We start from the raw sequence: 26,172 nt of genomic DNA on the forward strand, positions 1-26,172 counted from the left end.
GCAGTTGCGATCTGCTGCCGGGCAGCGTCTCGTCCTCCAGCGTACCCACGGTCCCGGCACCACGACAGGGAGCACAACATGACGACTCCAGGGAAGAACCTGTCCCTGACCCGGATGACGGCCGAGGACTACGACCTGCTCGCCGCGTGGTCCTCCTCGCTCACGGGGGTCTACGCCTCCGCGACGGTCGCCTTCGTCTCCGGCGAGGAACTGCGCGAGCACGCACGCGAAAGCGGCCACACCTACCTGATGGCCACCACCGACGACGGCGAACGCGTCGGCTGTTTCGACTATCGGCAGGTGACCTACCCCGGCAGCTACGAACTGGGCCTGGGAGTCGGCAATCCCGATACCTGGGGCGCCGGCTACGGCGCCGAGGTCGTCGACCTGGCCATCGAACACCTCTTTCACGTGCTGAACGCGCATCGGGTCCAGGGCACCATCGGGCTCTACAACCACCGCATCCTGGGCATGGCGCTGCGCCGAGGGTTCACCGTCGAGGCCCTGATGCGCGACTTCTTCTTCCTCGACGGCGGCTACCAGGACGCGGTGCTGGTGTCGATCCTGCGCGACGACTACTACCGGCGCGACGTCCCGGATCGGCTGGCACCGGCCCGGGACCGACTGCCGCAGGCGGAGCGGGCGGCGGCCATCGAGGCGCTTCGGGCGCATCTGGAAGAGGGGCCCAAGGACCATCTCCTGGAACTGCTCACCCGTCCGCGCCGCGACCCCGCCTCGTCGTGACCGGCCCCCGCGACCCGCGCCGCGTGCCCGGCCCCGACCACGCCCGAGGAGGCGACCGGTGACCCGACACGCCGGCGTGCGACCGCCGGCCCTCGCCCCGGCCGGCTCCGCCGTGATCCGCACCACGGGGCTGCGCAAGACGTTCGGCGACCCGCGTGCGGGCCGCCGCGGTCGCGGCGGCAACGGTCGACCGGCCGTGGTCGAGGCGGTGCGCGGCATCGACCTCACCGTGCACACCGGCGAGATCTTCGGCTTCCTGGGCCCCAACGGCGCGGGCAAGACCACCACGGTGCGGATGCTCACCACACTGCTCACCCCGGACGGCGGCAGCGCCGTCGTGGCCGGCCACGACCTGATCGGCGAACCGGACCTGATCCGGCGCCGGATCGGTTACGTCGGCCAGCACGGCGGGGTCAACCCGATGACCCGGGTACGCGCCAACCTGATCCTCCAGGCCCGCCTGTTCGGCCTGCCCAAGCCCGCCGCCCGGGTGCGTGCCGACGAGATGCTCGACCGCTTCGACCTGGTCGACCTCGCCGATCGACCGGTCGCCACCCTGTCCGGCGGCCAGGCCAGGCGCCTGTCCCTGGCGGTCGGGCTCACCCACGCACCGCAGTTGCTCTTCCTGGACGAGCCCACCCTGGGACTGGATCCCCGCGCCCGGGCCGGCCTGTGGGAGGAGATCCGGCGGCTGCGCGAACTGGGTTCGACCGTCTTCCTCACCACGCACTACCTGGAAGAGGTGGACCACCTCTGCGACCGGCTCGCGATCATCGACGGCGGCCGGCTCGTGGTGGAGGGCACCCCGGGGGAGCTCAAGCGGTCGCTGTCGGCCGATGTGCTGCGCTTGCAACTCCAGGGCGATTCACCCGAGTTGACCTCGCTGCTGAACGAACTGCCGTTGGTCCAGTCGGTGCAGGCGGACGGGCGCACGCTGCGGGTATACGTCAAGGACGGCGAGCACGCGCTGCCGCAGGTGTTGCGGGCGGCGGAGCGGGCCGGGGTGAGCATCGAGGGCGTGGCGCTGGGCAAGCCGAGTCTGGACGACGTGTTCCTGCGGCACACGGGACGGGCGTCGGACGACGCGGGGGATGCCGGCGGCGGCTCGGCCGGTTCGAACGGTCCCGTCGATTCGACCGGTTCCGTTGATGCCGGTGCCGGTGCCGGCGCGGCGATCGGCGAGTCCCGGGAGGCGTCGTGAGGGCCCTGCTGCGCGACACCGCGTCGCTGTACTGGTTCGGGATGCACGAGGCGATGAACAACCGCGCCTGGATCGTGCTCGGCCTGGGCCAACCGGTGATGTGGCTGGTGCTGTTCGGACCGTTGCTCGGCTCGGTGCGCGGTCCCGGACTGGGCACCGACGACGACCAGTTGTCGTTGTTCGTCCCCGGCCTGCTGATGATGGTCGCGCTGTTCGGCAGCATGTTCATGGGACTGGGGCTGCTGGCCAATCTGCGCTGCGGAATGCTGGAACGGCTCGCCGCCACACCGGTCAGTCGATTCGCGCTCCTCACCGGGGCGATCCTGCGCGATGTCACGCTGTTGTTCGCCCAGGCCGTGCTGCTGCTGGCGGTCGGCGCGGCGATGGGGATGCGGGCCGATCCGGCGGGGACCGTACTCACCCTGGGCCTGGTGCTCCTGGTCGGCATGCTCGGCGCGGCCACCTCCTACGGGTTGGCCCTGGTGCTGCGCGAGGAGAGCACCCTGGCCGGTGCGGTCAACGTGCTCACCATGCCGTTGGCCCTGGTCAGCGGACTGCTGTTGCCGATCTCGCTGGCCCCCGGCTGGCTGCACGCGATCGCGCGCGCGGACCCCCTGTACTACGGGGTCGAGGGCGCGCGGCACGCGATGGCGGGCAACCTGGGGGACACCCCCGTGCCGGTCGGGTTCGGCGTCACCGGGACGCTGATCGTGGTCGTCGCGCTGTGGGTGACGCCCAAGTTCCGGAAGGGGATCGTGTGATGTCGCCGGTCGACCCGCCGGCGGGGATACCGCGCCACATCCCACTGCCGCGCGGGCGTCTGCTGCTGATCGGCACCGGCGCCTTCTCGGTGGCCGACCTGCCGGGGTGGGCCGGGCTGCTGCGCGCCTGGTACGGGTGGTCCATCCAACCGTGCCTGACCCACTCGGCGGCCCGGCTGGTCTCCCGCGAGGCGCTCGCGGCGGGAGCCGGTACACCCGTCGCGGGGCCCGAATGGTCGATGACCACCGGCACCACGCCGCACCAGGAACTCGCCGCCTGGGCCGACCTGATCCTGGTCGCCCCCGCCACCACCAACTTCGTCGCCAAGTGCGCCCTGGGCATCCCCGACAACCTGGCCCTGAGCATCGTGAACGGCAGCACCTGCCCGGTGGTCGTCGCCCCGTCGCTGCCGGAAGCGGCGGTGACCCGCCCATCCGTCAAACGCAACCTCGAACTCCTGGCCGAGGAAGGCCACTACGTGGTCCCGACCACCGAGGGCCACTCGATCTCCACCGGGCGGACGGGCGCGGGCGCGATGGCCGACCTGCCCACGATCCTGCGCTTCACGGCGTCGCTCCTGTGACGACGACCCCCGCACACCCACCCCCTCCGGCGGGGTCGGCGGACCGCGTGACCCGGGCGGCTGCCGGGCGACCCGCCTATCCTGCGGCGGCGCGGGGGGACACGGTCGACGACGTGTTCGGGCGTCGGGTACCCGATCCGTATCGGGCGCTGGAGGACAACGCCGAACCGGGGACCCGGGATTGGGCGGCGGCGCAGGATCGGCTGTTCGTCACGCAGCGCCGGCGATGGGGCGATCCGTTCGCCCGTCGGCTGGCCGAGCTGTACGCGGCCGAGTCCGTGATGGTGCCGGTCTGGTACGGGCAACGGCTCTTCCGGATGCGGCACTTCGCGGGCGCCGAGCACGAGGTGTTGTGTACGGCGGCGCCCGGCGAGCCGGAGCGGGTACTGTTCGACCCGGCGGTGCTCGACCCGTCCGGGCGGACCACCCTGGACGCCTGGCAGCCCTCGCGCGACGGCACTTTGGTCGCCTGCCAGTTGTCCGTCGACGGCACCGAGCAGTGCGCGTTGCGGGTCCTGGACACCGCCGGCGGGACCTTCCTCGACGACCGGATCGAGGGCTGCCGGCGCTCACCGATCGCCTGGCTCCCGGGCGCGCGCGGCTTCTACCACACGCGCGGCGCCGAGCGCGGACTGTGGCTGCACCGACTCGGCGACCCGCCCGGCCGGGACCGGCCCATCGTCGGCGACGCGTCGCAGCGGGTGTACGACGTACGCCTGGACGCCACCGGTCGCAGGCTGATCGTCGTGCTCGCCGACGGACCCGGCCGCCCGGACCGACCGATGCTCGCCGACCTGGCCCAGGCTCCGCCCGAACGCCCGTCGCTGCGACCGGTGTTGCCGCCGGGCGTGGCCCGGACGCGAGCCGAGATGGGTCCGGACGGGCGGCTGTACCTGCTCACCGACCTGGACGCGCCGCGCCGCCGGTTGTGCATCGCCGATCCGGCCGATCCGCTGCGCACCCGCGCCGAGTTGATCGCGGAGGACCCGGAGGCGGTACTGACCGGCTTCGCCGTGCTCGACCGGGGCCACCTGCTGGTGCTGCGTACCCGGCAGGCCGTCGGCGAACTCGCGCTGCACCGCGCCGACTCCGGTGCACACGTCCGCGAGGTGGCCCTGCCCGGCGCGGGCACCATCACCGGCCTGTCCGTCCGCCCCGGCGGCCACGAGACCTGGGTCGGCTACACCGACCTGCTCACCCCGCCCACCACGCTGCGCCACGACGTCCGCACCGGATCGCCCGTCGACCCCACCGCGCCCACCCGGCCCCGCGCCCCGGTGCGCCGAGTTCACTACCGCAGCCCGGACGGGACCGACGTCGGCATGTTCCTGATCACCCCGCCCACCCGCGCCCCGGCCCGCCGCACCACCCCCCGCCCGACCCTGCTCACCGGCTACGGCGGCTTCGGCGTCAGCCTCGCCCCGACCTACCGACCCGACGTGCTCGCCTGGGTCGAGGCCGGCGGCGTCTACGCCATCGCCGCCGTGCGCGGCGGCGGCGAACGCGGCGCGGCCTGGCACCGCGCCGGCATGCGTGAACACAAGCAGAACAGCTTCGACGACTTCCACGCCGCCGCCGAGTGGCTGATCGAGCACGGCTGGACCACCCGGAGCCGGCTCGGCGCGGTCGGCGGTTCGAACGGCGGCCTGCTCGTCGGCGCCGCGCTGACCCAACGCCCGGACCTGTTCCGGGCGGTCGTGTGCCTGGGGCCGGTCCTCGACATGGTCCGCTACGAGCGGTTCGGCCTGGGCCGGCTGTGGCGCGCGGAATACGGCAGCAGTGCCGATCCGAACGAGGCGGCGTGGTTGCTCGACTACTCCCCGTATCATCGGGTGCGAACGGGCACCGCCTACCCGGCCGCGCTGTTCGCCGTCTTCGAGGGGGACACCCGGGTGGATCCGGCCCACGCCCGCAAGATGTGCGCGGCGCTGCAACACGCCACCACGTCCACCCGGCCGATCCTGCTGCGCCGCGAACACGGCGCCGGTCACGGCAACCGAGCGGTGAGTCGGATGGTCGCCCTCGACGCCGACACGCTGGCTTTCCTGGCGCACCACCTCGATCCGGCCGACCCGGCGCCGGCCGCCGTCGCGTCGAGGGATCCGGCGGCGACCGGCGTGGACCCGACGGACCCGGAACCGACCGCCCCATGCTGAGGATTGCCCGCCGGACCATGCGCGGCCGGATCTCCGGATCCCTCGGCGCGTTGACCGGGGTGATCCTGTGCGCCGTGCTGACCACGGTGTGGGGCGTGCTGTTCGAGTCCGCGCTGCGCTGGGAGCCCGCCCCGGCCCGACTGGCCGGCACCGACGTGGTGGTCGACGGTGATCCCTGGGCCCGGCTGCACGAACCCGGCGGACGGCAGGCCCAGGTCGTCCTCGGCGAGGAACGCCGAATCCCCGCCCGGGTGTTCGACCGGGTGCGCGCGGTGCCCGGGGCGCGCGCGGTGATCGCCGACCGGCCGGTCTACGCCCAGCTCACCGACCGGGCGGGGCGGCCGATGGTCGGTCCGGACGACACTCCGGCCCGGGGACACGCCTGGTCCACCGCGCCGTTGACCCCGTTCGAGCTGACCGCCGGACAACCTCCGCACGCCTCGGGCGAACTGGTGGTCGAGCGAACGCTGGCCGCCCGAGCGAGTGTTCGCGTCGGCGACCGGGTCGACGTGCTGACCGCCGCCGGCTCTCGCCCGCACCTCGTGGTGGGGCTGGCCGGCCGACCCGGCGCGGCCGGCCTGCCGCGCGAGGCGTCGGTGTTCCTGGCCGCCGAGGAAGCGGCCGAACTCGCGCCTGACGGCGACCTGTTCACGATCGGTGTGCTGGCCGCCCCGGGGGTTTCGACGGCCGAGTTGGCCGGTCGGGTGACGGATGCGCTGCACGCGCCGGACATTCGGGTGGACACCGCCGATCTCCGGGTGTTGCGCGGTTCGGCGATCGGGGCGGCGGAGGATCACGACGCGGTCGAGGGACGAGACTTCGCGCTCGCGGTCTCGGCGTCCTTCGGGTCCGCGGCGGCGGTGTTCGCGATGTTCGTGATCACCGGTCCGCTGCTCGTTTCGGTCGCCCGGCGGCGGCGCGAGATCGCGCTGCTGCGGGCGGTCGGCGCGACGGCCGGGCAGATCCGCCGAATGATCGCGGGCGAGGCGCTGATCCTGACCGCGGTCGGGGTGGCGCTCGGCGCGACCATCGGCCTGGCGAGCTGCGGTCGGGTGGCCGAACTCTTCCGCCGCGCGGGCGTGTTGCCCGACCGCCTGGAGGTGACCCGGGGTCCGCTGCCGGTCCTTGCCGCACTGCTCCTGGGCCTGCTCGGAACCCAGCTCGCCGCGCTGTTCGCCGCGTTTCGTGCCGCGCGGATCAAGCCCGCCGAGGCGCTGCGCGAGGCCGCGCTGCGGCGTCCGCGCGGATCGATCCTGCGGATCGTGGCGGGCGTGCTGGTCGCGGCGCTGGGCGGGGTGCTGGTGGCGCGCTCGATACGGTCGGGGAACGAGCCTTCGGTGCCGGAACTGTTCGCCCAGGTCGCCGTGTTGCTGGCCGCCGCCGCCCTGGTCGGCCCGTTGCTGATGCGGGTGATGGTGCGTCCGATCGGCGCGTGCGCCGCGCGGTTGGGCGGATCGGCGGGTCGGCTGGCGCGCGCGTCGTTGTCCGCCGACACCCGGGTGCTGTCCTCGATGGTGGTGCCGCCGGCCGTGATCATCGCGTTGACCGGCACGGTCGTGCTGAGCGGGGTGACGCTGGAGGACGAGGGCGCCCGGCAGACCCGGGCCCGGCTGGTCGCCGATCGGGTGTTGGTGGCGGAGGGTGCACGCGGGCTGCCGTTCGAGGTGGCGCGGCGGGCGCGGACGCTGCCCGGGGTCGTCGCCGTCACGCCCATGGTGGGCACCGACGTGGTGGTGCGGCACGGCAGTGCGGTGGGCGATCTGCTGGACCGGGTCCCGGCGCGCGGGCTCGACCCGGGCGGGTCGGCCGCGACGTTGGATCCCGGCGTGCGCGAGGGGTTGCCGGCGGAGTTGGTCGGGGACGCGGTCGCGGTTTCCCGGGACAAGGCGAACGCGTACGGCTGGCGGGTCGGCGACCGGGTGGAGGTGACCTTCGGCGACGGGTCGCCGGCGATGTTGCGGGTGGTCGCGGTGTACGAGCGGTCGCTGGGCTTCGCCGACCTGCTGCTGCCCCGGGAGTCGGTGGCGCGGCACGTGGACGACGCGCTGGACGAGGAGGTGCTGGTGGCGACCGCGCCGGGCCCGGCCGGCGCCGGCGCGCGAGCCGCACTGGACGAACTGGCGCACGAGTTCCCGACGGTGCGCGCGCTCGATCGGGACCGGGCGGCCGAACGGGCGCACGTGGTGGCCGCGTTCGACACCAGGGGCCGCTACCTGCTCCTGGGCTCGCTGATCGCGTTCGCCGCCGCCGGCACCGTCACCGCGTCGTTCACCAGGGCCGCCGGGCGGGGCCGCGAACTGGCGCTGCTGCGTCTGCTCGGCGCCACACGCGGACAGATGTTGCGGATGGTGGGCCTGGAATGGGTCGCGGTGTCGGTGTCGGCCGGCGTGCTGGGGGCGGGAGTCGCCGCCGTGCCGTTGGCCGGGTTCAGCGACGGGGCCACGGGGGACCCGTGGCCGTCGACTCCCCTGCCGGTGCTGTCGGGCGTCCTGGTGGCCGGCGCGCTGCTGGTGCTGCTGTCCCAGGCGTTCCCGGCGGCCTGCGTGCTGCGGGCCGATCCGCTTACGGCCGAGCAGAGCGAATAGCAGGCCGACATCGTTTCGTCGGGACTTCCCAGAGGGGTCTGCTGTTCCCCGTTACGCCGGCGAAGACGGTCACCAACTCGCCGGCGAGAATTCGCTCCTGCAGTCGGCGCAACATCTGCGAGGGCTCCAGACCCATCTCCTTGGCCAACAGGACCCGAATCGAATCGTAGGCCGCCAACGCTTCCCCCTGCCGTCCGGAAAGGTGCAAAGCCTGAATCTGATACACCCTCAGATATTCATGGAACGGATGATTCCGAATAGCTTCCGTGCAGGCATTTATTACCGTCGAGTAGTTTCCTGCGGCGGTCTCCAACTCCAGCCACTCCTGAATGATGGCCAGCCGAATCTCTTCCAGGTGAACTGATTCGGCATATATGGCGGGCATCGAGAGCAGATCCGCCAGGGCGGGACCGCGCCAATGTATTAGTGCGGCCCGGAAAAGATCCGCCGCCTGCCTGGTGTCGCCGCAGGCGCGCACCGATCGGGCGGTGCGCACCTGCTCCTCGAACCGGTCGAGGTCCAACTCGCCGCCCTGCAACGCGATCAGGTAGCCGGACGGTTCGCGCAACAGCCGCCCCGGCGCCCCCAGCCGGGTCAGCAGCTTCCGCAGGTGCCAGATGTAGACCTGGATGTTCTTGGCGGCGCTGCGCGGCGGCCCTTCGTCCCACAGCGCCTCCACCAGTCGATCGACCGAAACCGGGCTGCCGCGATGACAGGCCAGTAAGGCGAGCAGGATGCGCTGCTTGCACGAACCGATCCGGACGGCGCCGCCGTCGGCGTATATCTGGACCGGCCCGAGAATTCGAACCTCCATGGATGCCCCCGTTCCCATCGACCTGCCGAGATCGCCGAGATATCGATCAAGGAAGTCGATCAACGACATTTTTGCTGCTCGGCATATGGCTCAGCCTCTGGGACCGTACGCACGCGGGGCGCTCGCCGTCAACAGAACCCGTCCTTCGATGTGGTAAAGCCGCGAGGCGGTGATCACCGACCATTTGCGAATTGCGGATATCGGCAATGCGCATGTATTTTCCGCGACCGTCTAGTGAAGATCGCCGGCACCTGCGCAAAACAATCACCGAGGCGTTCGGCGCTGCTCCTCGGTACCACCCGCGCCCGTCGTCACACGCACACACCCACCCGTCGGGACAGTGCACATCGTGCACCGCCGGTCGACCGGGCGAGGGTCTCCCGGACCGCCCCGCGCAGCCGCTCCGCCGACCGACTCGCGGTCGGGGACTGGTAGTTTCGCCTACGCACGGTCGGCCATCGTTGTCACCACGGCCGCCGAAAAGGCTGTCCTGCCGAGCACGGGGGCTGGACCGGTGGACCGGACGGGAGCCTGTCGTGACCACGGCACTGATCATCGGCGACATCCAGCAGGGCATCACGAGCGGCTACCCGTTCGCCAAGCGGGTCGTGCCACCGCTCACCGAACTGCTGCCACGTGCCCGCGCGGCCGGTGTCCTGGTGGTGTTCGTGCACTTCGCCCTCCGGGCCAACGGGCGCGACCTGCCGCCGGGCAACGCCCTCCTCAGGACGTTCCACGAAGCCGGGGACACCTTCCACGAGGGCTCGGCCGGAACCGGGATCGCGCTGCCGGTCGCGGCCGAGGACGTCGTCGTGGTGAAACGCCGGGCCAGTGCGTTCGCCGGCACCGATCTCGACCTCGTGCTCCGCGCGGGCGGCGTCGACACCCTCGCGATCGCCGGAGTCGCAACCGGCGCGATGGTGGCCGCGACGTGCTACGACGCGGCGGACCGTGACTACCGGGTGACCGTCCTGCGCGACGGCTGCGCCGACGGTGACGCGGCCATCCATGAATTCTTCGTGGACGCGGTCTTCCCCAGCCGGGGATTCGAGGTCGTAACCTGCGCCGATTGGCCGCTGCGCCCCGCTCCTTCGGCGACAGCGGGAGCCGGCGCAGTCTAGGCCGATCGCGAACGCGATGCCGGGCCCGACGAGCGGCCGACGCGACGGCGGGCTACCGGAAGGGCCGACGCCGACGCTCGTGGCCGACCCATCCGGGCCCGTGGGACCGCGGCTGGAACGCCACGGGGGAGGTGCGGGCGCCTTCCGCTTCCGCGGGACTGGGCGAGTGAGGTACGCGGGCGCGGTTCACCGGACGGGTTCGCCGGATCACCGGGCTCGGTCAGATCACCAGGCTCAGCAGCGCCGCGACCGCGAAGCCCGCGATCGACAGGACGGTTTCCAGGACCGTCCACGACTTGAGGGTGTCGCGCTCCGAGATGCCGAAGTACTTGGCGACCATCCAGAACCCGCCGTCGTTGACGTGCGAGGCGAAGATCGAGCCTGCCGAGATCGCCATGACGATCAGGGCGAGGTGGGCCTGCGACATGTCCTGACCCTCGACCAGCGGCACCACGATGCCCGAGGTGGCGACGATGGCGACGGTCGCCGAACCCTGGGCGACGCGCAGCACGACCGAGATCAGCCACGCGAGGACGATGACCGGGAGGCCGACGTTGTCGAAGGTCGTCGCGAGCGCGTTGGCGATACCGGACGCCTTGAGGACCGCGCCGAAGACCCCGCCCGCGCCCACGACCAGCAGGATGTTGCCGACCGGCTTGAGCGAAGCGGTCGACACCGTTTCGAGGGACTTGCGGGACCAGCCCCGGCGGATGCCCAGCAGGTAGTACGCGAGGAACAGCGCGATCGTCAGGGCGACGAAGGGGTTGCCGAAGAACTCGATGACCGAACGCCCGGTCGACGGGTCGAAGGCGATCGAGGAGAACGTCGCACCCAGGATCAGGATGAGCGGCGTGCCGATGATGGCGAGGACCGTACCGAGGGCGACGGGCTTCTCGGGCGGCTTGATGCCCGAGGCGGCCTGCTCGGCGGCGACCGCGGCCTTCGCCTCCGCGGCGGCCTCGACCATGTCGTGCGGGACGTCGACGAAGATGCGCTTGCCGATCCACGCGGCGTACGCCCAGGCCGCCAGCACGGCGGGGATGCCCACGACGACGCCCATCAGGATGACCCAGCCGAGCGAGACGTCGAACAGACCCGCGGCGGCCACGGGGCCGGGGTGCGGCGGCAGGAACGCGTGGGTCATCGACAGACCGGCCAGCAGGGGCATCGCGTACAACAGGATCGACTTGCCGGAGCGCTTGGCGGCGGCGTAGACGATCGGCGCCAGCACGAAGATGCCGACGTCGAAGAAGACCGGGATACCGAAGATGAGGCCGGTCAGACCCATCGCGAGCGGCGCGCGCTTCTCGCCGAAGAGGTTCAGCAGACGCGTGCTGAGCACCTCGGCGCCGCCGGACACCTCCAGGATCGCGCCGAGCATCGTGCCCAGCCCGATGATGATCGCCACATGGCCGAGAATGCCGCCCATGCCCGACTCGATGACCGAGACGGCGGCGGACTTCTGGACGGTACCGAAGAGCTCGGTGACGGACAGGCCCGCGCCGAGGCCGACGGCTATGGAGACCGCGAGCAGCGCGACGAAGGGCTGGAGCCTGATCTTGATGATCAGGTAGAGCAGGAGGGCGATGCCGAGCGTCGCGACGGTCAGCAGGGCGGCCGTGCCGTCGAACAGGAGGAGCAGACCGCCGGTGTGCGGTGGGGTCTTCGGGGGCGGCGTCGAAGCCGGCAGCGTGAGCAGCACGGAGTGAACCTCATGGTTTCCGGACGCGTTGGGGCAAGGGGGGACCGCGGCACGGCGCCATGGGGGAGCAGAGCGCCGTGCCTTGGGGGACGAACGGGAGGATACGGGGCAAGGGGTCTCAGCCGAGAACGGCCAGCGCGTCGATCTCGATGAGCAGACCCGCGGGAAGGCCGACGTACACGGTGGTACGGGCGGAGGCGGGGGCGGTCAGGCCCTGCTCCTCGAAGTACGCGTTGTAGATCGCGTTCATTTCGGCGAAGTGGCCGGTGTCGGTCAGGTAGACGCGCATCATCATCACGTCGTCCCAGCTCGCGCCGCCCTCCTCCAGGATCGCCTTGACGTTGGCGAAGGTCTGGAGGGTCTGCTCGCGCAGGGTCGGGCCGGCGGGGGTGGGTGCCTGGCCTTCGACGGCCGGGAGGAAGCCGACCTGGCCGGCGACCTGGAGGATGTTGCCCTTGCGCACACCGTGGGAGAACTTGGCGGGCGGCGCGGTGTGGGTGGCGGGGGTGATCGCGATCTTTTCGAGCTTGTCGGTCATCGGCGTGCCTTCTCGGTGGGGGTGGTGATCGCGCTGCGATCGTGGTGGTCGTGTGGCGGCCGTACTGCGGTCGCACCGCGGTCCGGCCGCGATCACACGATGGTCGTGCGGTGACCGGGCGGTCATCGTGGGGGATGGGCGGTACCCGAGTACTCCCGCGTGATGGCGTCGGCGGTGCGGCGTACCAGCGGGAGCAGGGCCAGGAGTTCCTCGGCGGTGACGACGACATTCGGCGCGGAGACCGACATGGCGGCGACGACCAGTCCGTCCGCACCGCGAACAGGGGCCGCGATGCAGTTGATGGACTCCTCGTGGCCACCGAGGTCGGTGGCCCAGCCCTGTTCGCGGACGGTCGCCAGTTCCCGGAGGAACGCGGCGGCGTTCGGTATCGAACGGGACGTGTACATGGGGTATTCGAGCTTCTCGGCGACGGCGCGCCGTTCGGGCTCGGGCAGGTCGCCGAGGAGCAGCTTGGCGACGGCGGCGACGGTGATCGCGACCGGTTTGCCGACCCGCGAGTACATCCGTACCGGGTAGCGGCTCTCGACCTTGTCGATGTAGAGGACCTCGTGCTCCTCGTACACCGCGAGGTGCACGGTGTGCCCGCACTGCTCGTTGAGCGCGACCAGGTGCGGATGCGCGATCTCGCGGACGTCGAGGTTCTCGACGGCCTCCTGGGCCAGTGCGAACAGGCGCGCGCCGAGGCGGTAGCGCTGGTCCTGCTGGCGATAGACGAGGCCGTGCTCGTGCAGGGTGCGGAGCAGGCGCAGCGCGGTGGACTTGTGGACGCCGAGGCGCTCGGCGACCTGTCCGAGGTCGGCGGGCCCCTGGGCCAGCAGCGGCAGGATGCTCAGGGCTCGGTCGACGGTCTGGCTCATGGGGTGCATACCTCCTGGTCCGCCCCGGTGGCGGTGGCGTGGGCCTGGGTCCAGCCGGGGCCGAGACGCAGTCTGCCCCAGGCCCCGTCGTCGAGGTCGGCCAAGCGGTCGGCCACGGCGCGCGGCGGCGGGACGGCGAGGTCGCCCGCGACGGTGAGTGCGGCGGCGGCCATGAGGTGGCCGTGGCGGATGCGCCGGCGTACCGGAAGGCCCCGCAGGGTCGCGGAGAGGAACCCGGCCGCGAAGGCGTCGCCCGCACCGACCGGGGCGGCGATGTCGACGGTGAGGGCCGGTACGAAGACCGACGGTCCGTCGTCGGTGAACACGGTGGCGCCCGCGCCGCCCTGCTTGACGACGACCACGCCCGGCTCGGGGAGCGCGGCCCGAATCGCGTGCGCGCCGCGAATGTTCCACGCGGCCTCGGCCTCGTCCTCCCCGACGAATACCAGGTCGGCGCCGCGGGCCAGATCGAGCAGGACGGCGGGTCCGGCGGCCACGCTCCCGCGCTCGTCCCAGAGGTTCACGCGGTAGTTGACGTCGAAGGAGACGAGCGGCCGACCGGGCCGGCGGCGGGTCGCCTCGGCCAGGAGCGCGAGGCAGTCGTCGGAGAGGGCGGCGGTGATGCCCGAGACGTGCAGGACGCGTCCCGACCACAGGTCGCGGTCGGGGATGAGGCGGGGGGACATGGCGGAGGCCGCGGAGCCGGCGCGGTAGTAGAGGACTTCGGCGACGGGTTCGGCGATCGGGTCCGCGATGGGTTCGGCCGCGGTGACGACCGCGACGGCGGCGGGTACGACCGCGGCCGTCGCCGCGGTGTCCGGCGTGGCCCGGTCGCCGTCCCCGGTGGCCCGCTCGCCCGCCGTACGGAAGTAGATGCCGGTCGGCCGGAGCGGGTCGCGCTGGACGGCCGACGTGTCGACCCCGTACGCCGCGATCGCCGCGACGAGGTGGTCGCCGAATCCGTCGGAGCCGACCCGGCTGAGCCAGCGCGTGCGGTGCCCGGCCGCGGCCAGCGCGCACGCCACATTGGACTCGGCGCCGCCTATGCCGCGCTCGAAGGACGGAACATCGGCGAGGCGGCCGGGGCGTGAGGGCAGGAACGTGACCATGGACTCGCCAAGGCAGACGACGTCGACGGTTCCCGGTGTAGTCACGCTCACGATTGCTCGAACTCCCGGTTCATCGGTTCGTCATGCTCGTCAAGAGCATCGGGACATAAAGGATGTAAAGAACAGTAAGGACAGTAAGAGCAGCAAGGACATCGAGTCCGCTAAGACCATCGAGGACATCGAGGACGCCAGGATCGTCGAGCGGTCGCCGCCGTCTCGCCGACGGCCGCGTGACGCCGACCATTGACCCGGCGTTGGCTCGGATGTTAGACAACGCCGAGCGATATACGCAATGGGCGTTGCACAGGATGCAACGATGATGTCAGGAGGCTCCCATGGCTGCCGACAACGCGGTCGGCCGGCTCGCCGGGCTCGCGGACGAGCGTGTCGACCACCGCTTCAAGGCCCTGCCACCGGACGCCGAGGGCCTGACCGTCGGCGAGCTGGCCGCCGAGCGCCGCAACCTCTTCACCGGCGGCTTCACCACACCGGTCCTGGCCCTGTCCGCCGAATCCGTCGAGCACAACCTGGCCCTGATGGAGACGTACGCGCAGCGGCACGGCCTGGCCTTCGCCCCGCACGGCAAGACGTCGATGGCCCCGCGGTTGTTCGCCCGCCAACTCGAACACGGCGCGTGGGGCATCACCGTGGCCGTCCCGCACCAGGCGCGCGTGGCCCGCGCGTTCGGCGTCTCGCGCATCTTCCTCGCCAACGAGGTGGTGGACGCGCCGGCGCTGCGCTGGTTGGCCGGGGAACTCGACGCGGACCCGGACTTCCGCTTCCTCTGCTACGTCGACTCCGTGCGCGGCGTCGAATTGATGGACGCCGCCCTGCGTGCCGCCGAGGCCCGTCGCCCGCTCGACGTGGTCGTCGAACTCGCGGCCGGCGAGGGCGCCCGCACCGGAGCCCGCACCGAGAGCGAGTGCGCCGAGATCGCCGACGCGGTCGCCGCCTCCCCGGTGCTGCGCCTGGTGGGCGTCGCTGGCTACGAGGGCGAGGTGCCGCAGGCCGACGGCGACCGGGTGCGCACCTGGCTGCGCCGACTGACGTCCCTGGCCGCCGACTTCGACAGGCAGGGCTGCTTCGAGCAGCTCGACGAGATCGTGGTCAGCGCGGGTGGAAGCGCCTGGTTCGACGCGGTGGCCGACGTCTTCGCCGAGCTTCCCGAGCTGTCCCGCCCGGTCCTGAAACTGCTGCGCTCCGGAGCGTATGTCTCGCACGACGACGGCCACTACCGGCACCTCACGCCGTTCAACCGGGTCCCCGACGAAGGCGCCCTCCAGCCGGCCTTCCGCCTGTGGGCCCAGGTCGTCTCCCGTCCGTCCCCCACGCAGGCGTTCGTCAACGCCGGCAAGCGCGACGCCGCATACGACCTCGACCTGCCCGAGGCACACGTCGTGCGTTCCGCGCGCGACGGCTCGGTGCGCCCCGCCACCGGCATCACCGTCTCCGGCCTCTCCGACCAGCACGGCTGGGTCACCACCGACGCGGGCGCCGAGCTGGAGGTCGGCGACTGGCTCGGCATGGGCCTGTCGCACCCCTGCACGTCCTTCGACAAATGGCAGTTGATCCCGTTGGTGGCAGCCGACGGCACCGTGACCGACTACATCCGCACCCTGTTCTAGGAGCCGTCGCATGGACCTCGTCATTCGCGATGCACGCGTCGTCGACGGCGCCGGTGGTGCGTCCTACCGGGCCGATGTGGGTCTGGACGGCGGCCGGATCAGCGAGATTCGGCGGGCGGGCGGCCCCCGGCTCTCCGGTCGGCGCACCCTGGACGCGGGCGGCCTCGCGCTCTCGCCCGGCTTCATCGACATGCACGCGCACAGCGACCTCGCCTTGCTGCGCGACCCCGATCACCGCGCCAAGGCCGCCCAGGGCGTGACGCTCGAAGTCCTGGGCCAGGACGGGCTGTCGTACGCCCCCGTCGACGACCGCACGCTCGCCGAGGTGCGCAGGTCGATCACCGGCTGGAACGGCGACGGCTCCGACATCGACTTCGACTGGCGCACCGTCGGCGGCTACCTCGACCGCCTCGACCGGAACTTCGACGGACAGGGCATCGCGGTCAACGCGGCATACCTCATCCCGCAGGGCACACTCCGCATGTACGCCATGGGTTGGGACGACCGCCCCGCGACCGACACCGAACTCGCCCGGATGAAACGGCTCGTCGCCGAGGGCATGGAACAGGGCGCGGTCGGCATGTCGTCCGGACTCACCTACACGCCCGGCATGTACGCGGACGACGCCGAACTCACCGAACTGTGCCGCGTCGTCGCCCGATACGACGGCTACTACTGCCCGCACCACCGCTCGTACGGAGCCGGGGCGTTGCAGGCGTACGAGGAGATGGTGCACCTCACCAAGGCGGCCGGCTGCGCGCTCCACCTCGCCCACGCCACCATGAACTTCGGCGTGAACAAGGGCAGGGCCCCCGATCTCCTGGCCCTGCTCGACTCCGCCCTGGACGACGGCTGCGACATCTCGCTCGACACGTATCCCTACACCCCCGGCTGTACGACGCTCGTTGCCGTGCTGCCGAGTTGGGCGAGCGAAGGCGGTCCCGAGTCGACCCTGGCCCGCCTCCGGGACGACGCCACCGCCGCGAAGATCCGCCACCACCTGGAGGAGATCGGCTCGGACGGTTGCCACGGTGTCCCCATCGAGTGGGACACGATCGAGATGTCCGGCATCTCCGAACCGGGCCTTGCGGACTACGTGGGCAAGACGGTCGCCCGCAGCGCGATCGAGCGCGGCGAGGAGCCGTGGGTCACCGCCCGACGCCTGCTCGTCGACGACCGACTCGGCTCGACGATCCTCCAACACGTCGGCCACGAGGAGAACGTCCGGCAGATCATGCGCCACCGGATCCACACCGGCGGCAGCGACGGAATCCTGCAAGGAGACAAGCCACACCCGCGCGCGTACGGCACCTTCCCGCAGTACCTCGGCCGCTACGTCCGGGAGTTGGGGATCCTGAGCCTGGAAGAGTGCGTGGCGCACCTGACTTCGCGCCCGGCGGCCCGACTGCGCCTGTCCGACCGGGGTTTGGTCCGCGAGGGATACCGCGCCGACCTGGTCCTCTTCGACCCGGACACGGTCGCGGCCGGCTCGACGTTCGAAAACCCGCGCACCCTGCCCGTCGGCATCCCACACGTCCTGATCGACGGCCGATTCGTCATCGAGGACGGCCACCGCACGAACGTCCTCGCGGGCAAGGCAATCCGCCGGACGACCATGGCTTAGCCCGGGGGCCGACGGGGCCGAGGCCGCGCCGCCGCGATCGACTCGGTCGAAGCGCCGTCGCGCGGGCCCTTGACTTTCCCATCGGGAAAGTAGGACTCTTACTTTCCCGATGGGAAAGTGAGGTTCCGTCATGACGAACACCGCTCCGGAGCAGGCCCGTGCCGCGCTGGATGCCGTCGACCGTGCCCGGCGCCAGGTGGCCGACCAGGTCGGTCTGCCGCGCGGCTACTGGTGGGTGATGGCGGCCGGCTGGCTCGGGTTGGGTGTGCTCGGCAGCGTGTCGCCGTGGCTGGGCGGGACCGCGGCCGCGGTTTTCGGCGCCGGGCACGGGACGCTCGCGTCCCGTCTGCTGGCCGGCCGCCGGCGCACGGACGGACTGCGGGTCAGCGCGGCCGTCGCCGGGCGTCGCACCCCCGTGGTCGTGGTCGGCATGTTGGTCGGGCTCGTCGGCGTCACCGTCCTGGCCGCTCTCGCGCTGCACGCCGACGGCGCCGAGCACGCCAGTATCTGGGCGGCGGTACTGGTCGCGGCCGTCATCGGCTTCGGCGGACCGGACATCCTGCGCGTCCTGCGCCGTTGGGCGCGGGCATGACGAAGGCACGGTTCGACGAGCTGATCCACCCCAGCACCCGGCTGACGCTGGTGGCGACCCTGGCGGCGGCCGACTGGGCGGAGTTCGCCTTTCTCAAGGAGCAGTTGGGGTTGTCGGAATCGGCGCTGTCCAAGCAACTCGCCACTCTGGAGGAAGCCGGGTACGTGGCCACGGAGCGCCGCCCGAGCGGCGGCCGCCGCAAGGTGCGCGCCCGCCTGACCACCGCCGGCCGGGACGCCTTCGACGGCCACGTCGCGGCACTCCAGGCCATCGTCACCGGCGCCACCACCCCCGCCGAAAGCCCCGCAGCCCGGTCCTGAGGCGGGCGCCGGGGCCGAGCCTGCGGGGCTGATCCGACGGGAGACGAGTTCGGGCGTCCCGGATCCCATGGGCCGGCCGTGCAGGGGGCGGGGCCGAAGTCAGTGGTTGCCGGCGGCGTGCGGTGGTGGGGGACTGTGCCGTCGGTGCCATGGGCGGCGGGACGGGGGCTTGGAATCCGGGGCGGCGGGGGCGGTGATGCGGGCCCGGGCGATCAGTTCCAGCGTGATCGCGGTGGCGACGGCTTGTACGGCCATCAGGGCGACGAGGACGAAGAGTTGTACCGCGCCGGCCGTGATCGGGTCGGCCCCGCCGAGCAGCATGCCGACGAATGCGCCCGGCAGGGTGACCAGGCCCACGGTGCGGGTCTGGTCCAGACCGGGGACGAGTGCCTCCGAGGCGGCCGGGCGGGCGATCTCGATTCTGGCGTCCCGTTCGAGCATGCCCAGTGCGAGGGCGGCCTCGACCTCGCCGTGACGCAGTCGCAGCACCGCCAGGCTCTGTCGGCCGGCCAGGACGGTCGCGGTGAGCGCGCCGCCGATGAGGATTCCGGTGATCGGGATGAGGGTGATGCCGCGGGGCGGGACGAGGCCGGTCGCCAGGAGCAGCCCGACGAGGGGCAGCACACCCGCGGCGATGGGGACGGCCGTCCACCACCACGTGCGGTCGGGGGTGATTCTGCGACCCGCGGTGCGCACGGCGACCGCGAACATCACGAACAGGAAGGCCGGAAGGCCCGCGGGCGCATGCGCCAACCAGCCGATGGCGGCGGAGACGGCCGCGAGTTGGAGGGCGGCCCGGATGCCCGCGAAGAGCACCTCCCTGGCCCGGCCGGCGTCCTGATCGGGTGACAGGCGGCACACCGCGACCACGGTGACGGCGGCGGCGAGCAGCAGCGCCAGGACCCAGCCGAGGGCCGCGTCGACGGGCAGCAGGGCGGCCGAGGCCGAGTTCATGGGATCACCGTAGTACCGATCACCGAACCCCCTGCCGCGGCTGCCCGCTCGGACACGACGGCCGCCCCGGGTCGGCTACGTGGCTGCGGCGACGGCCGGCCCGGCCGCCCGGCGGTCGAGGGCGGCGGTGAACGCGCGCAGGAGCAACGCGGCGGTGGCGGCGAGTCCGGCGAGCAGGCCGAGCCACAGGCCGAGGGTGTCCCCGCCGAACCCGAACGCGAACAGGCACGACGCGGGCAGGCCGATCGCCCAGTAGCCGACGAGCGTGACGCGGAAGCCGGTTCGGGTGTCGTCGAGGCCGCGCAGGAGTCCGACGCCGATGTTCTGCGCGCAGTCGAAGAACTGCAGGACGGCGGCGACGACCAGCAGCCGGGTGGCGATCGTGCGGGCGTCGCCGGCGGAGGAGTCCAGGAACGGGGCGAGGACCAGGTGCGGGAGCGCCAGGTACACGACGCCGACCGCGGCCATCACGCACGCCGCGCAGCCGAGCGCGGTGCGCATCAGGCGGCGGGCACGAACGAGTTCGCCGAGGGTGATCTCGCGGCTGACGTTGATCGACGCGGCGTGGGAGAGGCCGACGGCGACCTGGAAGACGATGTACACCAGTTGGTTGACCGCGGTGTGGGCGGCGAGGGCGGCGGGCCCGAACGATCCGGCCATCAAGGCGGTGAAGAAGAAGAACCCGGCCTCGGAGCCGTAGGTAGCGGCGATCGGCACGCCCAGTCCGACCAGGCGCCGCACGGCGACGCGGTCCGCCTTGGCGGGGTTCAGGGCCAGCAGCGGCGCGAGTTCGCGATCGCGGCGGGCAGCGGCGTACAGGGCCAGGAAGGTCAGGAAGTAGACCCCCGACGTCGCGGCGCCGATCCCGACCAGCCCGGCCTCGGGCAGGATCCAGGTGCCGTGCACGAGGGCCCAGTTCAATCCCGCGTTGACGGCGACGGAGGCGAGCGTGATGCGCAGGAGCGCCTGGGGACGGCGCATGCCGACCGTGAACTGGCGCACCGCCTGGAACCACAGGCACGGCAACAGACCGGGGGCGAGGGCGGCGAGCATGTGCTGCGCGCGGCGGGCGACGTCGTGGTCCTGGCCGAGCAACGGAAGCGCCTGACCGACGCCGAGCATCAGCACCGCGCCGATCAGGCCCGCGCCGGTGGCGACGGCCATGGCGGCGCGCACGACGCCGCGCACCTCCTCGCGCGCGGCGTCCGCCGTCCCGGGTTCGCCCGCCCCGGCGTCCGCGGTGCCCGGCGTGGTCGGGCCCGCGGCGTCGGCGGCGCGCTCGGCCCGCGCGGCGGCCGCGGCGACCTGGTTGCCGACGGAGGTGACCAAGCCCACGCCCATGGTGCGCACCTGGTTGAACACGACGATCGCCAGTCCGCCTGCCGCGAGTTCCTCGGTGCCGAGCAGGCCCATCATCACGGTGTCGGTGGTGGTCAGCGCGACCTGGGCGAGTTGGGTGAGGATCAGCGGGACCGCGAGCACGGCCAGGGCGCGGCCGTCGCGGAGGAAGGTCGTGGACATCGTGCGCAGCGGCTCCTCGGGATCGGGCAGGGCACCGTAGCAGTCGAGTTCCACGCCGTCGGAGCGCGGTCGGGCGGGCGACCGCGAACACGGTGCGCTACCGTCTGCGGTCTTGCGCTGTCAGTCGAAATTAGGATAGGCACACCTAATCCAACTGTGCCGGATCGAAGAACGAGGACGCACCGTGTACGTGAACAGGCGCCAAGTACTGATGACCGCCGGCGGACTCGGGGCGGCAACCCTCGTCGGATGCTCGTCCCAGAGCGGCGGCGCCCCGGCGCCGCAGACCACCGGCGGCACCCCGAAGAAGGGCGGCACGCTTCGCGTCGGCGCGCTGGGCCGGGCCGGGGCGATCACCCGCGACCCGCACGGCACGCAGAGCAACGAGAGCGACTACCTGGTCCTGTCCCTCGTGTTCGACACGCTGACCGTCCCCGCCGGCCGGCCCAACACCGCGCCCCGCCTGGCCGCGTCGTGGGAGTCCACCCCCGACCTGAAGACCTGGCGCTTCAAGATCGCCCCCGGCGCCGCCTTCCACGACGGCAGCCCGGTCACCGCCGCCGACGTCGTCTGGTCGCTGCGGCGCCTGCGCGGCACCAAGTCCGGCGCCTCGCGCCTGCCCGGCATCCAGGCCGAGAACATCACCGCCGACGGCGACGGCACCGTGGTCCTGGTGTCCGACTACCCCAACGCCGAACTGCCGCTGCTGACCCGCCTCAGCAGCTTCATCCTCAAGAAGGACACCCCCGACAACGCGCTGGACAAGGCCCCCGGCACCGGCCCGTTCAAACTCGACTGGTACCGCAACGGCAACGCCCGCCTGGTCCGCAACGAGAAGTGGTACGGCGGCGAAGTCCTGCTCGACGCGGTCGAGATCACCATGTTCGAGACGGCGCAGGCGATGTCCAACGCGATCCTCGCCGGCCAGATCGACCTGGCCTCCAACGTCGGCCCGGTGGCCGCGCGCATCGCCGAAACCCGCAAGGACCTGCGGGTGGTGCGCCGCGCCGACGACATGGCCATGCCGATCGTCATGCGCACCAAGGACGGCCCGTTCGCCGACCCCCGCGTGCGCGAGGCCCTGCGCCTGGTCGTCGACCGCGACGCCATGGTCAAGCAGGTCCTGTCCGGCTACGGCACCGTCGCCAACGACGTCATGGGCACCGGCGACCCGCGCTACGCCCGCGACCTGCCCCAGCGCAAGCGCGACCTGGCCCGGGCCGGGCAGCTCCTCGCCGAGGCGAACTTCGACCTCGGCAAGACCTACGACCTGATCACCACCGAGGACATCGCCGGACTCGCCGAGTCCGCCACGCTGTTCGCCAACCACGCCCGCGAAGCCGGCATCAGGATCAACGTGGTCAAGCAGGAGTCCGGCACCTTCTGGGACGCCACCTGGCTCAAGGGCACCCTCTACACCACCTACTGGGGCACCAACGACTCGGTGCTCTTCCTCGGGTCCAAGCTCATGGTCGGCGACGCCGGGCAGAACGAGGCCCAGTTCGCCGACCCGGCCTTCGACGACGCCTACCGCCGGGCGGTCGGCGCCGCCGACGAGGCCGGCCGCGCCGCCGCCCTCGTCGAGGTCCAGAAGATCCAGCACGAGCGCTCCGGATACCTGCTGTGGGGCATGGCCGACGGCATCGACGTCGCCGCGGCCAAGGTCCAGAACCTGCCCACCCTGGCCGGATACGGCCGCGTGCAACTGCAGAGCACGTGGCTGCGCTGACCCCAGGCGCGCCGGCGGCCGGGTCCACCGACCCGGCCGCCGCGGGCCCGCCCGTACCGCCGCGCCCCCGTGACGACTTCGCGCGCCGTGCCGGGCGGGCCGCGCTGCGCGCCGGTGCCGTGCTGCTGCGCCGCATCCTGGTGCTGGCCGCCCTGCTGGCAGTCGTGTTCGCCGCCGTCGAGATGCTCCCGGGAGACGCGGCCACCGCCACGGCCGAACGCGGCGACAGCGCCGCCGCCATCGCCGCCCGTCGCGAACACCTGGGCCTGGACCGGCCGTTGTGGGAGCGCTTCACGGACTGGATGACCGCACTACCGACCGGTGACCTGGGCACCTCCGCGCGTGGCGAGAAGGTCGCCGACCTGTTGCGCGACCCCTTCCCCAACACCCTGGCCCTGGCCGGCGCGGCGTTCGCCCTCACCGTCGCCGCGTCCCTCGCCCTCGGCTGCCTGGCGGCCGCGCGCCCCGGCAGGCGCACCGACCGGATGATCGGCCACACCGCCACCACCGCGTTCGCGGTCCCCGACTTCGTACTGGCCACCGGCCTGGTCCTGGTCCTGTCCCTGTGGACCGGCCTGCTGCCCGCGGTCACCGTCGCCGACGCGTCCGGCAAGCCCGCCGAATGGACCATGATGATCATGCCGGTACTCGCCCTCGCCGTCCCGCAGACCGGCTGGAACACCCGCATCGTCCGCGGCGCCCTCGCCGACCAGGCCGACGCCGCCCACGTCGAAGCCGCCCGCCTGGACGGCCTGTCCACCACCCGCGTCCTGCTGCGCCACGCGCTGCCCGGCGCACTTCCCGTGATCGCCACCGGCATCGCCACCTCGACGGGCATGCTCCTGGGCGGCGCCGTCGTCGTCGAGACCCTCTTCAACCACCCCGGCATCGGCACGGTCCTGGCCGGCGCGGTCGCCGGGCGCGACACCACCCTGATCGCCGGGTGTGTCGCCCTCGCGGGCGCCGCGATCACCCTCGTCCTCCTCGCCGCCGACCTCGTCCGCGCCAAGACCGTGGGAGCCGGCCGATGACCACCGCCTCCGCCTCGACCGACACCGCGACGCCCGCACCCGCCCGCCCGGGCCGGCACCCGCACCCGCGCCGCGCGCTCCTCCTGCTCCCGGCCGCGCTCTTCCTCGCCGTCGCCCTTGCCGGGCCCTGGCTCGCACCGCACCCCATCGACGCCCCGGTGACCGCCACCTACGCCGAGGCGGGCGACGGCGCCCTCCTCGGCGGTGACCAACTCGGCCGCGACGTGTGGTCCCGCCTGCTGGACGGCGGCACCGCGTTGATCGGCTGCGCCTTCCTCATCGGCGCCGCCGTCACCGCGACCGCGGCCCTGCTCGGCTGCCTCGCGGCACTGCGCCCACGCGCGGGTCGTGTCCTCGAACGCGCCGCCGACGTCGCCATCCTCCTGCCTTCCGTCCTGGGCATCATGCTCGTCGCGCTCGCCTGGCCGGACGGCGGACGCTGGGCCGTCATCGGGGCGGCCATCGTCCTGGGCATCCCGTTCGCGGTCCGCGTGATCGCCGCGGCAGCCGCGCCGCTCGCCGCCGCCGGGTACGTCGAAGCCGCCCTGATGCGCGGCGAATCCAGCCTCTCCATCACCGTCCGCGAACTCCTGCCCAACCTCCGCGGCACCGTGGCGGCCCTGTTCGGACTGCGCTTCGTGGAGGCCGTCTACATCATCTCCACGGCCGCGTTCCTCCAGATCGGCCCGCAGCCACCCGAAGCCGACTGGGCGCTGATGATCCGCGAGAACGCCCCCGGCATCCTCCTCAACCCGTGGGCCGTCCTGGCCCCCAGCGCCGCCGTCGCCCTCCTCGCGATCACCGTCAACCTCGCCACTTCGGCACCGGCCCCCCGCACCCAGGCGGTGACCTCGGCATGAGCCCGCGCACTCCCACCCACCCGGGACCCGACGACGGCACACGGCTCCCCACGCACGCGGACACCGCCACCGGCGGCGGGAGCCTCGCGACCGGCGATACCGCCGACGCGGTGGTCGTCGACATCGCCGGACTCGGCGTCCGCCTGGTCGAAGGCCCCCACCTGCTGCACCCGGCCCACGCCACCGTGCGCGCGGGGCGCATCACCGCGCTCACCGGCGCGTCCGGCTCCGGAAAGACCACACTCCTCAAGGCCCTGCTCGGTCATCTGCCGGCCGGCGCCACCACCGAGGGCACCGCACACGTCCTGGGCCACGACGTGCTGAGGCTGGACCGCGCCGCACTCGGCCGGCTGCGCCGCACCGAACTCGCCTATGTCGGTCAGGACCCCGGCTCCGCGCTCAACCCGTACACGAGCGTTCGCCGCATTGTTGCCGAGACCGCCCGGGACCGAACCCGACAGGGCGTCGAGGCCGTCCTCGCCGAATGCCGACTGCCCCTGGACGGCGGTCTGCCCGACCGTCGCCCCGGCGCCCTGTCCGGCGGCCAACAGCGCCGAGTCGCCCTCGCCCGCGCCCTGGCCCGCAACCCCCGACTCCTCCTGCTGGACGAACCCACCGCCGGACTCGACCCCACGTTGCGCGACGAGATCGCCCGGCTCCTGCGTCGCCTCGCCGACACCCGCGGCCTCGCGGTACTGATGGCCTGCCACGACCCGGAACTGGTCGGGGCGTGCGCCGACGACACCATCACTCTCGCCACTTTGGGCCCGCCCGCGCCGCCGCCCGCCGCCCCGCAGCGGCCGCGAGTCCCGGCGGGGCGCAAGCCACCCGGCGAGAGCGCCGCCACCCGCGTCGACCCCACCCACGTGGGCTCGCCCGCCGGGCCCGTCGTCGCGGCAAGGCCCGAGCGGCACGCGCTCGCCGCCCATCGGGTCACCGTCACCTTCGGCACCGGCCGCGATCGCCGCCCGGCCCTGGACGGTGTGGACCTGACGCTCCCGGCAGGCGCAGCGATCTCGATCGTCGGGCCGTCCGGCTCGGGCAAGACCACGCTGCTGCGCGTGCTCGCCGGACTCGCCGTGCCGGACGCCGGCACACTCACCCTGGACGGCGCGCCCCTGCGCCCCGCGGTCCGTCGCCGCGGACGGGACCGGCAGCGCCGCATCCAGTTCGTCCCGCAGAACCCGCTCGCCACCCTCAACCCCAGCCGCACCGTCGGGGCCGCCCTCGCCCGCCCCCTGGCCCTGCACACCCGACTCACCCGCGCCGCCCGCACCGCACGCGTGGTCGAGCTGCTCGAACTGGTCGGCCTGCCGCCCGCCTTCACCGACCGCTACCCGGCCGAGCTGTCCGGGGGCCAGCGGCAGCGCGTCGCGATCGCCCGGGCCCTGGCCGTCGACCCCGACTACCTGCTGTGCGACGAGATCACCAGCGCCCTCGACCCCGACACCGCCGCCGCGGTCATGGACCTGCTGCACACCGTGTGCGTCGAACGCGGCACGGCTCTCGCCCTGGTCACCCACGACCACGAACTGGCCGCCGCGTACACCCGAACCGTGCACGTCCTCACCGACGGCCGACTGACGGCGTGCGGCGACGCCGCGACGGTCCTGGCCCACACCACGGGGGTCGGTCGAGAGCCCTGAGCATCGGGCCGGGTCGCCGGGCCCTCGCGTCGGCGGTGGGCGGGTCGTGTGCCGTATTCCGGGGCTGCCGACACGCG

22 protein-coding genes are annotated in these 26,172 nt (G+C 72.6%); 15 read left to right on the forward strand and 7 right to left on the reverse strand.

What is annotated here, in order from left to right:
* The first annotated feature begins 78 nt into the window (after window positions 1-78).
* Genes ABZ374_RS03555 through ABZ374_RS03580 form a run of 6 tightly spaced genes read left to right on the forward strand, consistent with a single transcriptional unit; the run spans window position 79 to window position 8,031 of the window.
* Window positions 79-744, forward strand: coding sequence for a GNAT family protein (locus ABZ374_RS03555; protein WP_360305678.1), 666 nt, complete (start codon window positions 79-81; stop codon window positions 742-744).
* Window positions 745-802: 58 nt separating this feature from the next.
* Entirely contained in the window at window positions 803-1,945 is a 1,143-nt protein-coding gene (locus tag ABZ374_RS03560; RefSeq protein WP_360305680.1) for an ATP-binding cassette domain-containing protein, read from the forward strand.
* Window positions 1,942-2,706, forward strand: a complete 765-nt coding sequence (locus ABZ374_RS03565) for an ABC transporter permease (RefSeq protein WP_360305682.1) — start codon at window positions 1,942-1,944, stop codon at window positions 2,704-2,706. Before ABZ374_RS03560 ends, ABZ374_RS03565 begins: the two co-directional genes overlap by 4 nt.
* Window positions 2,706-3,290, forward strand: coding sequence for a flavoprotein (locus ABZ374_RS03570; RefSeq protein WP_360305684.1), 585 nt, complete (start codon window positions 2,706-2,708; stop codon window positions 3,288-3,290). The genes ABZ374_RS03565 and ABZ374_RS03570 overlap by 1 nt, the downstream gene beginning before the upstream one ends.
* A gap of 47 nt (window positions 3,291-3,337) precedes the next feature.
* On the forward strand, window positions 3,338-5,446 hold the full coding sequence (locus ABZ374_RS03575; protein ID WP_360305686.1) for a prolyl oligopeptidase family serine peptidase: 2,109 nt from the start codon (window positions 3,338-3,340) through the stop codon (window positions 5,444-5,446).
* Window positions 5,440-8,031 carry an ABC transporter permease gene (locus tag ABZ374_RS03580; protein ID WP_360305688.1) on the forward strand — a complete coding sequence of 864 codons (2,592 nt, stop codon included), beginning with the start codon at window positions 5,440-5,442 and terminating at the stop codon, window positions 8,029-8,031. The genes ABZ374_RS03575 and ABZ374_RS03580 overlap by 7 nt, the downstream gene beginning before the upstream one ends.
* On the opposite strand, the gene ABZ374_RS03585 is transcribed toward ABZ374_RS03580, so the two are convergent.
* The gene (locus ABZ374_RS03585) at window positions 8,009-8,914 is read right to left on the reverse strand and encodes a BTAD domain-containing putative transcriptional regulator (RefSeq protein ID WP_360305690.1); all 906 of its coding nucleotides are present in this window, start codon (window positions 8,912-8,914) and stop codon (window positions 8,009-8,011) included. The two genes, ABZ374_RS03580 and ABZ374_RS03585, sit on opposite strands and share 23 nt — an antisense overlap.
* 467 nt (window positions 8,915-9,381) lie before the next feature.
* Between ABZ374_RS03585 and ABZ374_RS03590 the strand changes: the two genes are divergently transcribed.
* On the forward strand, window positions 9,382-9,966 hold the full coding sequence (locus ABZ374_RS03590) for an isochorismatase family cysteine hydrolase (protein ID WP_360305692.1): 585 nt from the start codon (window positions 9,382-9,384) through the stop codon (window positions 9,964-9,966).
* Between the two features lie 220 nt (window positions 9,967-10,186).
* Here the strand turns inward: ABZ374_RS03590 and ABZ374_RS03595 are convergent, their stop codons facing one another.
* The 4 genes from ABZ374_RS03595 to ABZ374_RS03610 form a co-directional block, all read right to left on the reverse strand.
* The gene (locus ABZ374_RS03595; RefSeq protein WP_360305941.1) at window positions 10,187-11,665 is read right to left on the reverse strand and encodes a gluconate:H+ symporter; all 1,479 of its coding nucleotides are present in this window, start codon (window positions 11,663-11,665) and stop codon (window positions 10,187-10,189) included.
* Window positions 11,666-11,786: 121 nt separating this feature from the next.
* Window positions 11,787-12,206 carry a RidA family protein gene (locus tag ABZ374_RS03600; RefSeq protein WP_360305694.1) on the reverse strand — a complete coding sequence of 140 codons (420 nt, stop codon included), beginning with the start codon at window positions 12,204-12,206 and terminating at the stop codon, window positions 11,787-11,789.
* Between the two features lie 122 nt (window positions 12,207-12,328).
* Window positions 12,329-13,084 carry an IclR family transcriptional regulator gene (locus ABZ374_RS03605; protein WP_360305696.1) on the reverse strand — a complete coding sequence of 252 codons (756 nt, stop codon included), beginning with the start codon at window positions 13,082-13,084 and terminating at the stop codon, window positions 12,329-12,331.
* Window positions 13,081-14,244: a sugar kinase gene (locus ABZ374_RS03610; protein ID WP_360305698.1), complete on the reverse strand. Its 1,164-nt coding sequence runs from the start codon at window positions 14,242-14,244 to the stop codon at window positions 13,081-13,083. The genes ABZ374_RS03605 and ABZ374_RS03610 overlap by 4 nt, the downstream gene beginning before the upstream one ends.
* A 284-nt stretch (window positions 14,245-14,528) precedes the next feature.
* Here ABZ374_RS03610 and ABZ374_RS03615 point away from each other — a divergent pair, with 284 nt between their 5' ends.
* The 4 genes from ABZ374_RS03615 to ABZ374_RS03630 all read left to right on the forward strand — a co-directional run bounded on the left by ABZ374_RS03615 (window position 14,529) and on the right by ABZ374_RS03630 (window position 18,354).
* Window positions 14,529-15,818, forward strand: a complete 1,290-nt coding sequence (locus tag ABZ374_RS03615) for an amino acid deaminase (protein WP_360305700.1) — start codon at window positions 14,529-14,531, stop codon at window positions 15,816-15,818.
* Between the two features lie 10 nt (window positions 15,819-15,828).
* Entirely contained in the window at window positions 15,829-17,442 is a 1,614-nt protein-coding gene (locus ABZ374_RS03620) for a D-aminoacylase (RefSeq protein ID WP_360305702.1), read from the forward strand.
* Window positions 17,443-17,572: 130 nt separating this feature from the next.
* Entirely contained in the window at window positions 17,573-18,034 is a 462-nt protein-coding gene (locus tag ABZ374_RS03625; RefSeq protein ID WP_360305704.1) for a hypothetical protein, read from the forward strand.
* Complete coding sequence (locus ABZ374_RS03630; RefSeq protein WP_360305706.1) at window positions 18,031-18,354, forward strand: transcriptional regulator; 324 nt, start codon at window positions 18,031-18,033, stop codon at window positions 18,352-18,354. The genes ABZ374_RS03625 and ABZ374_RS03630 overlap by 4 nt, the downstream gene beginning before the upstream one ends.
* 99 nt (window positions 18,355-18,453) lie before the next feature.
* Here the strand turns inward: ABZ374_RS03630 and ABZ374_RS03635 are convergent, their stop codons facing one another.
* Both ABZ374_RS03635 and ABZ374_RS03640 read right to left on the reverse strand, forming a co-directional pair.
* Window positions 18,454-19,308 carry an ABC transporter permease gene (locus ABZ374_RS03635; RefSeq protein WP_360305708.1) on the reverse strand — a complete coding sequence of 285 codons (855 nt, stop codon included), beginning with the start codon at window positions 19,306-19,308 and terminating at the stop codon, window positions 18,454-18,456.
* A 75-nt stretch (window positions 19,309-19,383) separates the two neighbouring features.
* Window positions 19,384-20,829 carry an MATE family efflux transporter gene (locus ABZ374_RS03640; RefSeq protein ID WP_360305943.1) on the reverse strand — a complete coding sequence of 482 codons (1,446 nt, stop codon included), beginning with the start codon at window positions 20,827-20,829 and terminating at the stop codon, window positions 19,384-19,386.
* 184 nt (window positions 20,830-21,013) lie between these two features.
* Between ABZ374_RS03640 and ABZ374_RS03645 the strand changes: the two genes are divergently transcribed.
* Genes ABZ374_RS03645 through ABZ374_RS03660 form a run of 4 tightly spaced genes read left to right on the forward strand, consistent with a single transcriptional unit; the run spans window position 21,014 to window position 26,095 of the window.
* On the forward strand, window positions 21,014-22,558 hold the full coding sequence (locus ABZ374_RS03645; RefSeq protein WP_360305710.1) for an ABC transporter substrate-binding protein: 1,545 nt from the start codon (window positions 21,014-21,016) through the stop codon (window positions 22,556-22,558).
* A complete protein-coding gene (locus ABZ374_RS03650; protein ID WP_360305712.1) occupies window positions 22,546-23,589 on the forward strand; it encodes an ABC transporter permease in 1,044 nt (347 codons plus the stop codon). The genes ABZ374_RS03645 and ABZ374_RS03650 overlap by 13 nt, the downstream gene beginning before the upstream one ends.
* The gene (locus tag ABZ374_RS03655; RefSeq protein WP_360305714.1) at window positions 23,586-24,449 is read left to right on the forward strand and encodes an ABC transporter permease subunit; all 864 of its coding nucleotides are present in this window, start codon (window positions 23,586-23,588) and stop codon (window positions 24,447-24,449) included. Before ABZ374_RS03650 ends, ABZ374_RS03655 begins: the two co-directional genes overlap by 4 nt.
* The gene (locus tag ABZ374_RS03660; protein WP_360305716.1) at window positions 24,446-26,095 is read left to right on the forward strand and encodes an ATP-binding cassette domain-containing protein; all 1,650 of its coding nucleotides are present in this window, start codon (window positions 24,446-24,448) and stop codon (window positions 26,093-26,095) included. The genes ABZ374_RS03655 and ABZ374_RS03660 overlap by 4 nt, the downstream gene beginning before the upstream one ends.
* The last annotated feature ends 77 nt before the right edge of the window (window positions 26,096-26,172 follow it).

The sequence above is a fragment of the Embleya sp. NPDC005971 genome (assembly GCF_040629175.1).
In the GTDB taxonomy this organism is placed as follows: Bacteria; Actinomycetota; Actinomycetes; order Streptomycetales; family Streptomycetaceae; genus Embleya.

What these genes read in the sequence shown, in the direction of transcription:
- ABZ374_RS03555 (WP_360305678.1), top strand. Translation starts at nt 79, where the DNA reads ATGACGACTCCAGGGAAGAACCTGTCCCTGACCCGGATGACGGCCGAG.
- ABZ374_RS03570 (WP_360305684.1), top strand. Translation starts at nt 2,706, where the DNA reads ATGTCGCCGGTCGACCCGCCGGCGGGGATACCGCGCCACATCCCACTG.
- ABZ374_RS03580 (WP_360305688.1), top strand. Translation starts at nt 5,440, where the DNA reads ATGCTGAGGATTGCCCGCCGGACCATGCGCGGCCGGATCTCCGGATCC.
- ABZ374_RS03585 (WP_360305690.1), bottom strand. Translation starts at nt 8,914, where the DNA reads ATGTCGTTGATCGACTTCCTTGATCGATATCTCGGCGATCTCGGCAGG.
- ABZ374_RS03600 (WP_360305694.1), bottom strand. Translation starts at nt 12,206, where the DNA reads ATGACCGACAAGCTCGAAAAGATCGCGATCACCCCCGCCACCCACACC.
- ABZ374_RS03605 (WP_360305696.1), bottom strand. Translation starts at nt 13,084, where the DNA reads ATGAGCCAGACCGTCGACCGAGCCCTGAGCATCCTGCCGCTGCTGGCC.
- ABZ374_RS03615 (WP_360305700.1), top strand. Translation starts at nt 14,529, where the DNA reads ATGGCTGCCGACAACGCGGTCGGCCGGCTCGCCGGGCTCGCGGACGAG.
- ABZ374_RS03620 (WP_360305702.1), top strand. Translation starts at nt 15,829, where the DNA reads ATGGACCTCGTCATTCGCGATGCACGCGTCGTCGACGGCGCCGGTGGT.
- ABZ374_RS03625 (WP_360305704.1), top strand. Translation starts at nt 17,573, where the DNA reads ATGACGAACACCGCTCCGGAGCAGGCCCGTGCCGCGCTGGATGCCGTC.
- ABZ374_RS03630 (WP_360305706.1), top strand. Translation starts at nt 18,031, where the DNA reads ATGACGAAGGCACGGTTCGACGAGCTGATCCACCCCAGCACCCGGCTG.
- ABZ374_RS03635 (WP_360305708.1), bottom strand. Translation starts at nt 19,308, where the DNA reads ATGAACTCGGCCTCGGCCGCCCTGCTGCCCGTCGACGCGGCCCTCGGC.
- ABZ374_RS03640 (WP_360305943.1), bottom strand. Translation starts at nt 20,829, where the DNA reads ATGTCCACGACCTTCCTCCGCGACGGCCGCGCCCTGGCCGTGCTCGCG.
- ABZ374_RS03655 (WP_360305714.1), top strand. Translation starts at nt 23,586, where the DNA reads ATGACCACCGCCTCCGCCTCGACCGACACCGCGACGCCCGCACCCGCC.
- ABZ374_RS03660 (WP_360305716.1), top strand. Translation starts at nt 24,446, where the DNA reads ATGAGCCCGCGCACTCCCACCCACCCGGGACCCGACGACGGCACACGG.